Origin of the sequence: Streptomyces sp. NPDC021562, from assembly GCF_040640875.1 — a bacterium.
Classification (GTDB): domain Bacteria; phylum Actinomycetota; class Actinomycetes; order Streptomycetales; family Streptomycetaceae; genus Streptomyces.
In genome coordinates, this window is record NZ_JBFACN010000031.1 from 24,499 (window position 1) to 39,532 (window position 15,034).

Consider the following 15,034-nt stretch of genomic DNA (forward strand, 5'->3'; position numbering starts at 1 on the left):
AGGACTCACCCATGACCGTACGTATCGGCGTCATCGGCGCCGGCTGGATCGGCAACGAGCACATCCGGCGTCTCACCCACACCGTCACCGGCGCCCGGGTCACCGCGGTCACCGACATCGACCCGGCGCGGGCCGCCGAGGCCGCGGAGCCGGTCGGCGCCCGGGTGCTGCCCGACGGCGCGGCCGTGGTCGCCGCGGACGACGTCGACGCCGTCCTCGTCACCTCCTGGGGCCCCACCCACGCCGAGCACGTGCTGAACGCCGTCGCCGCCGGGAAGCCGGTGTTCTGCGAGAAGCCCCTCGCGACCACCGCCGAGGACTGCCTGAGGATCGTCGAGGCCGAGCAGGCGCACGGCCGCCGGCTGGTCCAGGTCGGCTTCATGCGCCGCTACGACACCGGCTACCGGCAGATGAAGCAGGTCATCGAGTCGGGCCGGATCGGCGAGCCGCTGATCGTGCACTGCGCCCACCGCAACCCGGCCGTCCCGGAGACCTACACCTCCGCGATGGCCGCGCTGGACACGGCGGTGCACGAGGTGGACGTCCTGCGCTGGCTCCTCGACGACGAGATCGTCTCCACCCAGGTGATCACCCCGCGCGCCACCGGCAAGCGGTTCGAGCACCTCAAGGACCCGCAGATCATGCTCTTCGAGACCGCCAAGGGGGTCCGCATCGACCTGGAGGTCTTCGTCAACTGCCAGTACGGCTACGACATCCAGTGCGAGGCCGTCGGCGAGGAGGGGGTGGTCCGGCTGCCCGACCCGGCCGCGGTCGCCGTCCGCAGCGCCGCACAGCACAGCACGGCCGTCCTCACGGACTGGGTGGGACGCTTCCGCGACGCCTTCGACACCGAGTTCCGCGAGTGGATCGCCGGGGTGGCGGCGGGCGCCGAGCCCACCGGCCCCTCGGCCTGGGACGGCTACGCCGCCACCGTCATCACCGCCGCGACGGTCGAGGCCCTGGAGTCGGGCACCGTCGTCGCCACCGACATCAAGCCCCGTCCGGCCTTCTACGGAGGCACCGCGTGAAGATCGCCCTCGACCCCTACATGTTCCGCGCCCTGCCGATCGACGACATGGTGCGCACGGTGGCCGAACTCGGCTACGAGTACATCGAGTTGTCGCCCCGCGACGACTTCATGCCGTTCTTCCTGCACCCGCGCGCGGACGACGCGCGGATCGCGGAGCTCAAGAACGCGCTGCGCACGTACGGCGTGCGGCTGTCGTCCGTGCTGCCGCTCTACAAGTGGTCGTCCCCGGACGAGACCGAACGGCAGGCGGCCGTACGCTACTGGAAGCGGATGATCGAGATCACCTCCGACCTCGAATGCCCGCTGATGAACAGCGAGTTCAACGGCAGGCCGGAGCGGGCCGCCGAGAGCGAGGCCGCGTTCTGGCGCTCGCTGGAGGAGTTGCTGCCGGTGTTCGAGCGCGAGGGCATCGCGCTGAACCTGGAGGCACACCCGGACGACTTCTGCGAGGAGAACGCCCCGGCGGTCGACCTGGTCCGCGCGATCGACAAGCCGTGGGTGAACTACCTGTACTGCGCTCCGCACTCCTTCCACCTCTCCGGTGCCGACCCCACGGCCGACATCGCGGCGATGATGCGCTACGCCGGTGACAGGCTCCAGCACGTGCACATCGCGGACTCCTTCAACCACAAGGGCTCCAGCGGGCTGCGGTACATCCTCAACCCGCCCGGCACCACGGCCCGGATCCACCAGCACCTGGACATCGGACAGGGCGAGGTCGACTGGGACGCCTTCTTCGGCACGCTGCGCGAGCTGCACTTCGACGGGGTCGCCACCGCCTGCGTCTTCGCCTGGGAGGAACGGGCGCACGAGTCCTCGGCGTTCATGCTGGACCGCATCAAGAAGGAGCTGCCCGGCTAGCGGAGCGCCTGCTCGATCGCCGCCAGCCAGGTGTCGACCGGTCCCGCCGTCAGCCACCCGCTGCCCGCGCCGGCGAGTTGGCCGGCGGCCGGGTGCAGCCGGTCCCGGCACCGGCGCAGTGTCGGGCGGTCGCCCAGCTCCAGGGCGACCGCCGCCACGAGGCACCACAGCGCCTCCTGCACGAGGTCGGCGGGAGGCTCGGGCAGCTCGTGGAGGGTGTCGCGGGCCGCACCCGCGCCGTCCGCGACGAGCACCAGGGCGGGCCGCACCCAGGGGAGGTACGGCCCCCAGTCGGCGCCCGGTTCCACGGCCTCCCGGATGCCGTACGGAGACCGGGCGAGGCGGGCACAGAGCAGCGCCAGGGGCAGCAGCCCGTCCCGCACCCCGGGCATACCGGCCCCTTCGAGCATCCGCCCGACCTCCCGGTAGGCGACCTCGACGCCCTCGGCGGACGGGCCTGGCGCGGACCTCCCCCACCCCGCCGGAAGAACGCCCCCACCACCCGGCCCCGCCACCCGGGCCGAGCCCGCCCCACCGTCCGGCTGGACGCCCCCACCACCCGGCCCCGCCACCACCCCGGCCCCACCGGTCGGTCGGCACGCAGGGGAGTCGGCTGCGGGGCCCGCGGACTCCACCCGCCCCCCGGGGCCCGCGACCGGCCCGGTACCGCCCGGCGCCGTCAGCGCGCCGTCCGACTGGGTGACCCCACCACCCGGCCCCGCCACCACCCCGGCCCCACCGGTCGGTCGGGACGCAGGGGAGTCGGCTGCGGGGCCCGCGGACTCCACCTGCCCCCCGGGGGCCCCGGTGGGCCCGGGGTGGCCTGTCGCCGTCAGGCGGAGCGCGCGGTAGGCCGTCGTGAAGACGCCGGTCAGGGGGAGTTCGTGGCGGTCGGCCAGGTGGTCGGCCGCCTGGGCGTGTGCGTCGGCGGTGGCGAAGTCGGCGAGCGCGGCGCGGGCCTGGACCCGGATCAGATGGCCGAGCACCTCGTAGGTGACCAGGCCGTGCCGGGTGGCCAGGCCGACGAGTTCGGTGCCGATGGCGTCGCGGCGCGGGGCGAGCCCGGCCCGGGTGCAGGACTGCATGAAGACAGCGTTGAGCGCGAAGGCGAGCAGCGCCGGGTCGTCCAGGCGGCGGGCGAGGCGTTCCGCCTCGGCGGCGGCCTCCGGGGCGCGCGCCGAGCGGCTCCCCCGGGACTCCAGGGCGATCGTGGCGAGCAGCCGGCAGCGGGTCGCGTCGTGGGTGCCGGTCGCGGGGAGCCGGGCCAGCGCCCGTTCGGCGGCCTCGGTCACCCGGCGGGCGCCGGCGGGGTCGTCGGACCGGGTCCAGATCGCGGGGACGTCGTAGGCGCCGATGAGCCGCGCCGTCAGTTCCGGGTCCCCGGCCTCCTCCGCCGCGGCGATCGCGGCGAGCCGGTGTTCACGGGCGGCGACGAGGCCACCGGATCCGGTCACCGCGAGGGTGCGCAGCAGCCCGACGGTGGATTCGAGGCGGGCCCGGGCACCGGTGGCCACCGTACGGTCGTACACCTCGGCCACCCGGGACCACACCCGGCCGGCGGCGCCCCGGCCGGCGCCCAGGTCCCCGTCCAGGGCGGGGTCCTGGGCGAGGACGGCGGCCTCCAGCCGGCGCAGCGCGGGCCCCGGGTCCAGCCCCAGCCGGCCGGCGAGGTCGGCGCGGGCCGCGCGCAGCACCGCGAGGGCGTCGCCCTGGCGGCCGGTGCGGTAGAGGGCGAGCGCCAGCAGCCGCCGGCCCTCCTCCCGCCAGGGGTGTTCCGCGAGGTGGGCGTCCAGATCGGGCACCGCGTCGGCCGCCCGGCCCGCGGCGAGCAGCGCCGTGGCCCGCTGCTCGACCGCCCGCAGCCGCAGTTCGGTGAGCCTGGCCCGTTCGCCGCGGCACCACGGCTCGTCGGCGAACTCGGCGTAGGCGGGGCCCCGCCACAGCTCCAGTGCCGCGCGCAGCAGCCGGGCGGCCTCGGCGGGCTCCGCCTCCGCGGCGGTCTCCAGGGCCGCCTCGAACCGTCGGGCGTCCACCGCGTCCGTGCGCAGCGCGTAGCCGGGCCCGTCGGTGACCAGCAGCCGGGCCGGCGCGCGGGGCGGCCGGCCGGGTTCGAGGGCGCGGCGCAGGTCGCCGACGAAGGTGCGCAGGGCGCCGACCGCGGCGGGCGGCGGCTCGTCCCAGAGGTCGGCGACCAGGCGGGCGACGGGTACGACCCGGCCGCGGGCGACGATCAGCCGGGCCAGTACGGCCCGGTGCCGGGGGCCCTTCAGGGCGAGCGGGACGCCGTCGCGCTCGGCCGAGACCGGCCCGAGCACCGCGAAGGCGACCTGGTCCGTGCTCACCCGTCCACGGTACGTGCTGCTGATCGGCTGCTGATCCGGGCGGGGGAGGCTCGGCACATGAACATCCCCGGTTTCCAGACCCACCGTGTCGAGGTCGCCCACGGCGTCCGGCTGCACGCCTCCGTCGGCGGCACCGGCAGCCCGGTCGTCCTGCTGCACGGTTTCCCGCAGACCCGTCTGATGTGGCGGCACGTGGCGCGCGCCCTCGCGGACGAGCACACCGTGATCTGTCCCGACCTGCGCGGCTACGGCGCCAGCGACAAGCCGGCCGACACGGACGGGACGACGTACGCGAAACGGACCATGGCCGCCGACGTGGTGGCGCTCGCGCGGGAGCTCGGGCACGGGCGGTTCGCGCTGGCCGGGCACGACCGGGGCGCCCTCGTCGCCTTCCGGGCCGGACTCGACCACCCGGACGCGATCACCCGGCTGGCCCTCCTCGACGTGCTGCCCACGCTGGACATGTGGGAGGTGCTGCACGGCACCACGGCGGCGGTCGCCTTCCACCTCTATCTGATGGCCCAGCCGCCCGGTCTGCCCGAAGAGCTGATCGGTGCGGCCCCGGACGCGTTCTTCGGCCACTTCCTCGACCTGTGGTCCCGTGACCCGGCGGCGCTCCCCGCCGACGTCCGGGCCGCCTACCTGGCCGCCTGCCGGGCGGCCGTGCCGTCGATCGTGGCCGACTACCGGGCCTCGGCCGGTGTCGACACCGAGCACGACCGCGCCGACCGGGAGGCCGGGCGCACCCTGCGCATGCCGGTCACCGTGCTCCAGCAGGACTGGGGGGCCGCCCTCGGCTACGACGCGACCGCGCTGTGGCGGGCCTGGGCACCGGACCTGGAGCACCGCACGGTGGACTGCGGGCACTTCATGGCCGAGGAGGCCCCCGGTGAGGTGGTCGCCGCGCTGCGGAGGCTGCTGGCCCGCTGACCGGCCGCCCGGCCCCGGCGGCCGAGGGGCCGGGACCGGGCGGGTACGGGGGTCAGGCCTTGGCGAGGGTGATGTCCTGCTCCTTGGTGGCGTGGAAGTACGGCAGGGGCAGGCCGCCCGCGGGGCGCAGTTCCAGGACGGTGGCCTCCACCTGGGCCTTGCCGGGGGCCAGCTTCTCCGAGGCGACCTTGCCGGTGTTCTGCCACTTGTGCGTGGCGCCGTCGCACTCGGCCTGGGTACCGCCGATGCCGTGCCGGAAGGTGGGCGAGTCCTGGCTGATCGAGGAGCTGATGAAGACCGGCCCGGTGGCGTCGGTGCAGGTGTAGGTGCCGGAGAGGGTGACCGTGCCGTCGCCGGCGAGCCGGCCGGTCGTCTCGACGGTGACGGATTCGGTGGGGTCGGCGGTCGCGGACGCGGGGGCGACGGCGACGCACAGCAGGGCGGCGGAACCGAGGGCCGCTGCGAGGACGGGGCGTACGGGCATGGTTTCCTTCCCGGAATGCGGGGTGGGGGCATGCCCTGGATACCGGGCGGCCGGGCCTCGCGGCGTGACCGTCACCCCTTCGGTGGCGCGTCCCGTGGGGGTTCCGTGTCCGGCGGCGCGGCGACCGTCGTGGCGGCGTCCGAAGGTTGTCCGCGTGTTGTCACAGGTCGCGGCGGGCGGTTCGCATCGGCTCGGTCGTTCAGCTGGAGACCCAGCAACCGGCCTGCTGCGGTGGTTCCGATTCCTGTGGCTTCTGAACGTGACCTGGGACAAAGCGACAGAAGGGGAGGTGGCAGTGATAGGGGGATGGCTTCGTACGGCACCAAATCCGCAGCGCCGCCGCACCCGGCCGGACGCGCCGCAGTCGTGGTCACCAGCTTCTACGACTTCCACCGCGACCTGGGCAACGGCCCGTTGATGAATCCGGTGCCGGTCCCCGAGGCACGGCGCCGGGCGCTGGCCCACCGCAGCCCGGCGGAGGCCATGCCTGCCTTCCCCGTTCCCGGCTGCGCCGGCGTGTCCCGGGCACCAAGCCCCGGGCCATCCCCGACACGATGTGGGACGAGTTCGTCGCCGCCATGAACCACGGCCGGGACCGCGCCGTGGTGCTGCTCCACGTCTCCAGCGGCGCCCGCGCCTCCGAGTTGCTCGGAGTCACCCCGGCTGACATCGGCTCGACCCTGGCCTTCCTCCGCGCCAGACAGGCCGAGGCCGCTCGCCTCATAGCCCAGCCGCAAGTCCGACGGCCGGGTACCGGACCAGGGACTCCCAAGGCCCAAACTGCTCGACCAGTCACCTGCACCTTTAAGCCGCGAGACTCGACCGCGCCCATGTCCCGTCCTCCGTGAGGTACGTATCCACCTTCAGACCCACCTCCGCGAGAGCCCCCTCGAACTGCTCCTTCGTCAGCGGCCGGGACACGAACGTCTGGGTCCACGTGGCGTCCGGAAATTCATACTCCGCATACACCGAGTTCGCCCCATCACCAGTCGGCTCCGCCGACACGATCCGCACTGTGAAACCACTGGGGTCGACACGCTCACGCGGCAGGTTCGTGTGCCAGTCCTCACCCTCCCGTTGGATCAGCACGCAACCGCCCGCCGCGAGGTGCCGGACGCAGGTACGCAACAGCGCCCGCCGCACTTCGACATCTCCGGCGTGCACGAGGAACGACGCAAGCATCACCACGTCGAACGTCTCGCCCAGGTCGAGGTCCTCGATCGCACTGCATATCGCACGTGCCCCACGAATGCGATCGAGCATCTCCTGGGACTCGTCCACAGCAGTCACCATGAAGCCCCGCTCCAGGAGCGGGTGGGTCACGCGCCCCACACCACAACCCAGCTCCAGGATGTGCGCACCCGGCGACACGGCACCGGCGACGATGTCCGGCTCAGCCCCGACCGGCAGCCGCGAGTACAACTCGACCGCGCAGCCGTCCGGGGTGATCACCCCAGGCCCGGTCCCCTGATGTCCCGCTCGCTTGTTCAGCTCCATGCCTGTCCAACGGTCCAGACCACACCGCAGTTTCCGCGGCGAGATGGAGAGGCCGCGCACCCGTCCGGGTGAAGTGCAGAGAAGGAGTCTGCTGTGCGACGGGGCGATCGTCTTCGACGACACGGGTGAGCTGCGCGCCGACGGCAGTGCGGTCCCGCCGCGCCGCGCCCCGGCCGAACGGCTCGCCGTCGGCGCCTGAACCGCCCCGGTCGCCATCCGGAGGGGCACGGCCGCCGCCATCCGGCGGACCCGCGACGCTGACTCTCATTCAGCCGGGCACCAGAGGTGACCAGCAGCGATGCCTGGGACCTAAAATGATCAACGTGCCCGAGCAACACGCCCCGAGGTCCCTCATCGTCACGCTCTACGGCGCGTACGGCCGCTTCCTGCCCGGTCCGGTGCCCGTCGCCGAGCTGATCCGGCTGCTGGCCGCCGTCGGCGTGGACGGCCCCTCCGTGCGCTCCTCGGTGTCCCGGCTGAAACGACGCGGGCTGCTGGTCCCGGCGCGGACCGCGCAGGGCACCGCCGGGTACGAACTGTCCGCCGAGGCACGACAGCTGCTCGACGACGGCGACCGCCGGGTGTACGCCGAGGCGCCCCCTGAGCACGAGGGCTGGGTGCTCGCGGTGTTCTCGGTGCCCGAGTCGGAGCGGCAGAAGCGGCATGTGCTGCGCTCCCGGCTGGCCGGGCTCGGCTTCGGCACCGCCGCGCCCGGGGTGTGGATCGCCCCCGCCCGGCTGTTCGAGGAGACCCGGCACACCCTGCGCCGTCTCGGCCTCGACCCGTACGTGGACTTCTTCCGGGGTGACCACCTCGGGTTCGCGCCCACCGCGGAGGCGGTCGCCCGCTGGTGGGACCTGACGGCGATCGCCAAGGCGCACGAGGAGTTCCTGGACGCCCACGAGCCGGTGCTGCGCGGCTGGGAGCACCGCGCGGACACGCCTGCGGAGGACGCCTACCGCGACTACCTGCGCGCCCTCGACTCCTGGCGCCACCTGCCGTACACCGACCCGGGCCTGCCGACCGGGCTGCTGCCCGCGGACTGGCCGGGCATCCGCTCGGCCGCCGTCTTCCGGGCGCTGCACGAGCGGCTGCGGGACGCGGGAGCCGCTTTCGCCGGTCTGTAGCCGGGCGGGCCGCGGGTGGGCCGACCGGTCTCACCGGTCCCGGGGCCTCGGAGCCTCGGAACGCGTCACAAGGTCACGGCGCGTCCATAAGACGGTAACAGTGAGGGGGGATGTGCGAGAGGGGCGATCGGCCGGGGTAAGCCCCCTGCCGACGGCCCCCGGGACGGGGCCCGTACCATTCCTTCAGTTGAAAGCAGGACAAGCAGTGATCGCCTGCGCCATGAACGGACCAGCCGTGTACGAACCGCCTTCCGCCTCCCCCGCCTCCTGGCGCATCGCACTGCCGCACACCGTCGCGGCCGTGCCGGTCGCCCGTGCCCTGGTGCGTTCGGCGATGGAGGAGGCGGAGCACGCGGCGGACGCCGACACCGCCGAGCTGCTGACGGCGGAACTGGTCGCCAACGCGGTGGAGCACACCGCCGGCCGGGGGCCCATAGAGCTGGTCGTCGAGCTGCTGCCGGGGGGCTGCAAGGTCGAGGTGCACGATCCGGACCCGGCGCCGCCCGGCCATCTGACCCGGCCGGTGATCGAGGAGCCCGACCCCATGCAGGAGGGCGGCCGTGGCCTGCTGCTGATCCGCGCGCTCAGCTCGTCCTGCGGACACCGCCCCACCGAGTCCGGCAAGGCGGTGTGGTTCAGGCTTCCTGCAGTACCGCGTCAGTGGCGTCCGGCGTGACGCCCGCCGCGGTGGCCAGCGTGGAGTTCCGGCGCCCGTAGCCGAGGTAGACCAGCAGGCCCACGGCCAGGAAGACGGCGAACTGGAGCCAGGTCGCCCACCCGGTCTCGTACATCAGGTAGAGGCAGAAGCCGACGCCCAGCAGGGGCACGACCGGGTAGAGCGGGACCCGGAAGGTGCGGGCGAGGGCCGGTTCGCGGCGGCGCAGGGCGAGCACCGCGATGTTCACCACGGCCATGATCGCCAGGGTGCCGACGGTGCACAGGTTCATCACCGCGTCCAGCGAGGCGAAGGCCGCCGGCAGCGCGAAGACGGCCGCGACGATCAGGGTGCCGGCCACCGGGGTGGCGGTCACCGGGGAGACCTTCTCGAAGACGCGCGGGATCAGGCCGTCCCGGGACATGGACATCAGGATGCGGGTCTGCCCGTACATCACCGCGAGCACGACGGAGGCGATGGCGACGACCGCGCCGAAGGCGATCACCCCGCCGCCGACGGTGGACCCGGTGACCCGGTTGACGACGTAGGAGAGGGCGGCGGGACGGCCCGCGACCTGGCCGCCGCCGATGGCGCCGATCGCGGCGAGCGCGACCGCGCAGTAGAGCAGGGTGACCACGCCCATGCAGACGAGGATCGCGACCGGGATGTCCCGGCGCGGGTTCTTGGCCTCCTCACCGGCCGTGGTGATCGCGTCGAAGCCGATGTACGAGAAGAACGCGGCGGTGGTGCCCGCGCCGATGCCGCCGAGACCGGCCGGGGAGAACGGGACGAGGTTGCCGTCCTTGAAGGCGCTGAAGCCGATCGCGCAGAAGGCCAGCAGGATGGCGAGCTTCACGGCGGCCATCGCGGCGGTGGCCCGGGCGCTCTCCCGCACCCCGCGCACCAGCAGGACGGCGGCCATCGCGATGACGATCACCGCGGGGAGGTTCACGATGCCGCCGTCGCCGGGTCCCGCGGACAGCGCGTGCGGGAGCTGGAGCCCGGTGAGGCTGTGCAGCAATTCGTTGACGTACTGGCTCCAGCCGACCGCGACGGCCGAGATGGAGACGCCGTACTCCAGGAGCAGGCACCAGCCGACCAGGAACGCGGTGGTCTCGCCGAGGCCCGCGTAGGCGAAGGAGTACGACGATCCCGAGACCGGGATCGCGCCGCCCAACTCGGCGAAGGAGAGGGCGGTGAACACGCAGGTCACGGCGGCCAGGATGAAGGAGACGACGACCGCGGGACCGGCCTGGGCGACCGAGTCGGAGAGACCGACGAAGATGCCGGTGCCGACGATCGCGCCGATGCCGAAGCAGATCAGCTGGAAGAGGCCCATGGTGCGGCGGAGGCCGTGGCCCGCGCGGTCGGCGCCGGATTCGGCGAGCAGCAGGTGCGGGGACTTGATGCGGGGCATGCGGGTGGTGCTCTCTCTGGTGGTGCGGACGTCCTTCTTGAGGACGCGGTGGCGGCGTCGGCAGGGGTGGCGCCGGGCCGCCGGAAAGGATAGGGCCTTTTCGCGCTACTGCGCGCGTGCGAGCGTGGCCACCAGGACCGCCTTGATGGTGTGCATCCGGTTCTCGGCCTCGTCGAAGACGACCGAGTACTCGGACTCGAACACCTCGTCGGTGACCTCCAGCTCGGTCAGTCCGTGCCGCTCGTGGATCTCGCGGCCGACGTCGGTGCCGAGGTCGTGGAAGGCCGGCAGGCAGTGCAGGAACCTGACGTCGGGGTTGCCGGTGGCGCGCAGCACGTCCATGGTCACGGCGTAGGGGCCGAGCAGCGCGATCCGCTCGTCCCACACCTCCTTGGGCTCCCCCATCGACACCCATACGTCGGTGGCGACGAAGTCGGCGTCGAGCACCCCGTCCTTCACGTCGTCGGTGAGCGTGATCCGGGCGCCGGAGGCGGTGGCCAGCTGCTGGGCCAGCTCGACGATGGTCTCGTCCGGCCACAGCACCCGGGGCGCGACGATCCGCACGTCCATGCCGAGCAGGGCACCGGTGACCAGATAGGAGTTGCCCATGTTGTAGCGGGCGTCGCCGAGGTAGGCGAAGGCGATCTCGGCGAGCGGCTTGTCCGTGTGCTCGGTCATGGTGAGCACGTCGGCGAGCATCTGGGTGGGGTGCCACTCGTCGGTGAGACCGTTGTAGACGGGGACCCCGGCGAACGCGGCGAGTTCCTCGACGACGCCCTGGCCGTGGCCGCGGTACTCGATCGCGTCGAACATGCGGCCGAGGACCCGGGCGGTGTCCTTCACCGACTCCTTGTGACCGATCTGCGAGCCGGACGGGTCGAGGTAGGTGGTGACGGCGCCCTGGTCGGCGGCGGCGACCTCGAAGGCGCAGCGGGTGCGGGTGGAGGTCTTCTCGAAGACCAGCGCGATGTTCCTGCCGCGCAGGTACTGGGTCTCGGTCCCGGCCTTCTTCGCCGCCTTCAGCTCGGCGGCCAGCTCGACCAGCCCGCGGAACTCCTCCTGGGTGAAGTCCAGCTCCTTGAGGAAGTGGCGGCCGGCGAGGGCGGTCGGGACAGTCGCCATGGGGGCGCTCCAGCGGTAGGGGGTCGACTTCAGGGACTATGGAAGTCTATACGACATTCCACATTTCTATACAGTCACCCCCCCGTCATGCATGCGGTACCTCACACCGGGTCCCGCTGGACCGGACAGCTCATGCAGCGCGGGCCGCCTCTGCCCCGGCCGAGCTCGCTGCCCGGGATCTCTATCACCTCGATGCCCTGTTTGCGCAGGTGGGTGTTTGTGGTGGAGTTGCGTTCGTAGGCGACCACGACACCCGGTTCGACGGCGAGGACGTTGCAGCCGTCGTCCCACTGCTCGCGCTCGGCCGCGTGCACGTCCTGGGTGGCGGTCAGCACCCGGATCTCGCTCAGGCCGAGGGCGGCGGCGATCGCCCGGTGCATGTGCTCCGGCGGATGGTCGGTGACCTTGAGCTCCTTCTCGCCGGCGCCCGGTTCGATGGTGTACGAGCGGAGCATGCCGAGCCCGGCGTACTGGGTGAAGGTGTCGCCGTCGACCATCGTCATCACGGTGTCGAGATGCATGAAGGCACGCCGCTTCGGCATGTCCAGGGCCACGATGGACCGCGCGGAACCCGCCGCGAACAGCTTGTGCGCGAGCATCTCGACGGCCTGCGGAGTGGTGCGCTCGCTCATGCCGATGAGCACCGCGCCGTTGCCGATCACCAGGACGTCACCGCCCTCGATGGTGGACGGGTAGGCGGCCTGCCCCTCCGACCAGACGTGGAACGGCTCGGCGCGGAACAGCGGGTGGTGCCGGTAGATCGCCTCGAAGTGCACGGTCTCGCGCTGCCGTGCGGGCCAGCGCATCGCGTTGATGGAGACCCCGTCGTAGACCCAGGCGGAGGTGTCGCGGGTGAAGAGGTGGTTGGGGAGCGGTTCGAGGAGGAAGTCGTCGAGGTCCATGGCATGGAAGCGGACCGAGGTCGGCTCCTCGTGGGCGTCCAGGAACTCCCGCTTGGTCATGCCGCCGACCAGCGCCTCGGCCAGCTCCTGCGCCGACAGCGTCTCGAAGGCGGCGCGCAGGTGGTCGGTGGCGAGCGGGCCGTACTCCTTCTCGTCGAAGACCCGGTCCAGGACCAGGGCGCGGGCGGCCGGGACGTCCAGGGTCTCGGTGAGCAGGTCGCCGAAGAGGTGGACGGCGACCCCGCGGTCGCGCAGCACGTCCGCGAAGCCGTCGTGCTCGACCCGGGCCCGGCGCACCCACAGGACGTCGTCGAAGAGCAGCGCGTCCTTGTTGCTGGGGGTGAGCCTTTTGAGCTCCAGATCCGGCCGGTGCAGGATGACGCGGCGCAGCCGCCCGGCCTCGGAGTCGACGTGGAATCCCATGACTCCATCCTGACCACCCAAGACCGGGTTCACCCCCGGCTCGACCGTTTCCCCGCCCACTTGTTCGCCCCGGCCTCTCGTTCTCGCTGGACTCCTGCTCTCGCCGCCCCTTGTTCTCGTCCTCTTGACGACAAGCGCGTCCGAGATTATGGTCAAGATGACTCTAAAGATTGCCGCACACGACTGAGGGGGGCCTCATGGCCGACATCACCCGGCGCCTGGGCTGGCGCCATCTGCGCGGGGCTCCGACGGCGCACGTCAGACACCACCAGGCCGGGAAGCTGGCGCACGAGGGGGCGGGGCTGAGCTTCTGGTTCCGGCCGCTGTCCGCCGCGATCTCCGAGGTGCCGGTCGACGACCGCGAGCTGGCGATGACCTTCCACGCCCGTACGGCCGACTTCCAGGACGTGGCGGTCCAGGCGACGGTCACCTACCGCATCGGCGACCCGGCGGTGGCCGCCGCCCGCCTCGACTTCTCCCTGGATCCGGACACCGGCGTCTGGCGCGGCACCCCGCTGGAGCAGCTGGGCACGCTGCTCACCGAGACGGCCCAGCAGCACGCGCTCGCCGTGCTGGCCCGTACCGCCCTGGCCGAGGCGCTGGTCGACGGGGTGGCGGCGGTGCGGGAGCGGATCGCGGCCGGGCTGGCCGCGGAGCCGCGCCTGCCGGCGACCGGGATCGAGGTGGTGGCCGTGCGGGTGATGGCGCTGCGGCCCGAGCCGGAGGTGGAGCGGGCGCTGCGCACCCCGGCCCGTGAGCAGATCCAGCAGGAGGCCGACCGGGCGACGTACGAGCGGCGGGCGGTGGCCGTCGAGCGGGAGCGCGCGATCGCCGAGAACGAGCTGGCCAGCCAGATCGAACTGGCCCGCCGCGAGGAGCAGTTGGTGGAGCAGCGGGGCACCAACGCCCGCCGCGAGGCGGAGGAGCACGCGGCGGCGGACGCGGTCCGCGCGGAGGCGGAGGCCACACGGTCGGTGCGGCTCGCGGAGGCGGAGGCGGCGCGGTCCCTGAAGCTGGGTGAGGCGGAGGCGGCGCGGGCGGTCACGCTCGCGCGGGCCGAGGCCGCCGCGGCACGGGAGGTCGGCGAGGCACGCGCTGCCGCACAGGCGGCGTGGCTGCGGGTGCACGGCGAGGTGGACGTGGCCACGCTGCACGCCCTCACCGGTACCCGGCTCGCCGAGAACCTGCCGCGCATCGACAGCGTGACCGTCTCCCCGGACGTCCTGACAGGACTGCTGGCGAAGCTGGGCGCGACGGACCAAGCATGAACACGCCTCCCAGCCCCCCGCCCGGACACCGCACGACATCCCCACCCGCCCGGCCGCACCGGCTCGTGGAGGTGAGGGTGTGAGTCTCGCGCCGCGGGCCGTGGTCGTGCATCGCACCACGGAGTACGAGGAGTTGCTGGCCCGGCACGGCACGCACGGGCAGGCCGCCTTCTTCCTGGCCTCCCGGGGCCGGGACGTCGCGGAGGTCTCCGAACGGCACCGCCGGGCCCGCCGGGCGCTCGCCGAGGTCACCTCGGCGATCCCGCTGGCCTGGCGCCGCACCCAGGTCGAACGGGCCGATCTGGACCGCTTCCTGTTCGCGCCCGAGGACGTGGTCGTGGTGGTCGGCCAGGACGGACTGGTCGCGAACGTGGCCAAGTACCTGGACGGCCAGCCGGTGGTCGGCATCGACACCGACCCCGGCCGCAACCCCGGGGTCCTGGTACGGCACCGGCCGGAGCAGGCGTCCGTGCTGCTGCCCTCCGTCGGGAGCACGCACGCCGACGAGCTGACGATGGTCGAGGCGGTCGCCGACGACACCCAGCGGCTCGTGGCGCTCAACGAGATCTACCTCGGTACCGCCGGTCACCAGACCGCCCGATACCGCCTGGGCCTCGAGGACGACGGGGGTGCCGTCGAGGCCCAGGCCTCCTCCGGGGTGCTGGTGGGCACCGGCACCGGGGCCACCGGGTGGCTGCGCTCCCTGTGGCAGGAGCGCGGCGCCCGGTCGGCCCTGCCCGCACCCACCGAGGACCGCCTGCTCTGGTTCGTCAGGGAGGCCTGGCCGTCGCCGGCGACCGGTACCTCCCTGGTCGCCGGCGAGCTGACCGCCTCCGCGACCCTGACCCTCACGGTCGAGTCGGACCGCCTGATCGCCTTCGGCGACGGCATCGAGACCGACGCCCTGGAGCTGACCTGGGGCCAGACGGTCCGCGTCGGCACCTCCCGCCGCCGCCTGCGGCTGGTCGGCTGACCC

Annotated in this window: 13 protein-coding genes and 1 pseudogene; 8 read left to right on the forward strand and 6 right to left on the reverse strand. The window is 73.1% G+C overall.

What is annotated here, in order from left to right; genetic code table 11:
• Nucleotides 1-11: 11 nt before the first annotated feature.
• Nucleotides 12-1,028, forward strand: coding sequence for a Gfo/Idh/MocA family oxidoreductase (locus AB0G52_RS34460; RefSeq protein WP_132892280.1), 1,017 nt, complete (start codon nucleotides 12-14; stop codon nucleotides 1,026-1,028).
• Nucleotides 1,025-1,891, forward strand: coding sequence for a sugar phosphate isomerase/epimerase (locus tag AB0G52_RS34465; RefSeq protein ID WP_132892278.1), 867 nt, complete (start codon nucleotides 1,025-1,027; stop codon nucleotides 1,889-1,891). The genes AB0G52_RS34460 and AB0G52_RS34465 overlap by 4 nt, the downstream gene beginning before the upstream one ends.
• Here AB0G52_RS34465 and AB0G52_RS34470 read toward each other — a convergent pair.
• On the reverse strand, nucleotides 1,888-4,233 hold the full coding sequence (locus AB0G52_RS34470) for a BTAD domain-containing putative transcriptional regulator (RefSeq protein ID WP_361342052.1): 2,346 nt from the start codon (nucleotides 4,231-4,233) through the stop codon (nucleotides 1,888-1,890). The genes AB0G52_RS34465 and AB0G52_RS34470 overlap by 4 nt on opposite strands.
• Before the next feature lie 57 nt (nucleotides 4,234-4,290).
• Here AB0G52_RS34470 and AB0G52_RS34475 point away from each other — a divergent pair, with 57 nt between their 5' ends.
• The gene (locus AB0G52_RS34475; RefSeq protein WP_132892276.1) at nucleotides 4,291-5,163 is read left to right on the forward strand and encodes an alpha/beta hydrolase; all 873 of its coding nucleotides are present in this window, start codon (nucleotides 4,291-4,293) and stop codon (nucleotides 5,161-5,163) included.
• A 52-nt stretch (nucleotides 5,164-5,215) separates the two neighbouring features.
• Here AB0G52_RS34475 and AB0G52_RS34480 read toward each other — a convergent pair whose 3' ends face one another.
• Both AB0G52_RS34480 and AB0G52_RS34485 read right to left on the reverse strand, forming a co-directional pair.
• Entirely contained in the window at nucleotides 5,216-5,647 is a 432-nt protein-coding gene (locus AB0G52_RS34480) for a DUF6299 family protein (protein ID WP_132892274.1), read from the reverse strand.
• Nucleotides 5,648-6,451: 804 nt separating this feature from the next.
• Complete coding sequence (locus AB0G52_RS34485; protein ID WP_132892271.1) at nucleotides 6,452-7,144, reverse strand: class I SAM-dependent methyltransferase; 693 nt, start codon at nucleotides 7,142-7,144, stop codon at nucleotides 6,452-6,454.
• 85 nt (nucleotides 7,145-7,229) lie between these two features.
• On the opposite strand from AB0G52_RS34485, the pseudogene AB0G52_RS34490 reads away from it, so the two are divergent.
• The 3 genes and pseudogenes from AB0G52_RS34490 to AB0G52_RS34500 all read left to right on the forward strand — a co-directional run.
• Nucleotides 7,230-7,343, forward strand: a pseudogene (locus tag AB0G52_RS34490) (DUF5999 family protein); the annotation flags it as partial.
• A 115-nt stretch (nucleotides 7,344-7,458) separates the two neighbouring features.
• Nucleotides 7,459-8,271, forward strand: a complete 813-nt coding sequence (locus tag AB0G52_RS34495) for a PaaX family transcriptional regulator C-terminal domain-containing protein (RefSeq protein ID WP_132892269.1) — start codon at nucleotides 7,459-7,461, stop codon at nucleotides 8,269-8,271.
• A 220-nt stretch (nucleotides 8,272-8,491) separates the two neighbouring features.
• Nucleotides 8,492-8,947, forward strand: a complete 456-nt coding sequence (locus AB0G52_RS34500; protein ID WP_132892267.1) for an ATP-binding protein — start codon at nucleotides 8,492-8,494, stop codon at nucleotides 8,945-8,947.
• Here AB0G52_RS34500 and AB0G52_RS34505 read toward each other — a convergent pair.
• The 3 genes from AB0G52_RS34505 to AB0G52_RS34515 form a co-directional block, all read right to left on the reverse strand.
• Nucleotides 8,907-10,343 carry an amino acid permease gene (locus AB0G52_RS34505; protein WP_132892265.1) on the reverse strand — a complete coding sequence of 479 codons (1,437 nt, stop codon included), beginning with the start codon at nucleotides 10,341-10,343 and terminating at the stop codon, nucleotides 8,907-8,909. The two genes, AB0G52_RS34500 and AB0G52_RS34505, sit on opposite strands and share 41 nt — an antisense overlap.
• Before the next feature lie 105 nt (nucleotides 10,344-10,448).
• On the reverse strand, nucleotides 10,449-11,465 hold the full coding sequence (argF, locus tag AB0G52_RS34510; protein WP_132892263.1) for an ornithine carbamoyltransferase: 1,017 nt from the start codon (nucleotides 11,463-11,465) through the stop codon (nucleotides 10,449-10,451).
• Nucleotides 11,466-11,566: 101 nt separating this feature from the next.
• Nucleotides 11,567-12,790, reverse strand: coding sequence for an arginine deiminase (locus AB0G52_RS34515; RefSeq protein ID WP_132892261.1), 1,224 nt, complete (start codon nucleotides 12,788-12,790; stop codon nucleotides 11,567-11,569).
• A gap of 197 nt (nucleotides 12,791-12,987) precedes the next feature.
• Between AB0G52_RS34515 and AB0G52_RS34520 the strand changes: the two genes are divergently transcribed.
• Together AB0G52_RS34520 and AB0G52_RS34525 are read left to right on the forward strand one after the other, a co-directional pair.
• Nucleotides 12,988-14,058, forward strand: a complete 1,071-nt coding sequence (locus AB0G52_RS34520; RefSeq protein WP_132892259.1) for an SPFH domain-containing protein — start codon at nucleotides 12,988-12,990, stop codon at nucleotides 14,056-14,058.
• Nucleotides 14,059-14,137: 79 nt separating this feature from the next.
• The gene (locus AB0G52_RS34525) at nucleotides 14,138-15,031 is read left to right on the forward strand and encodes a hypothetical protein (RefSeq protein WP_361342059.1); all 894 of its coding nucleotides are present in this window, start codon (nucleotides 14,138-14,140) and stop codon (nucleotides 15,029-15,031) included.
• Nucleotides 15,032-15,034: the final 3 nt, after the last annotated feature.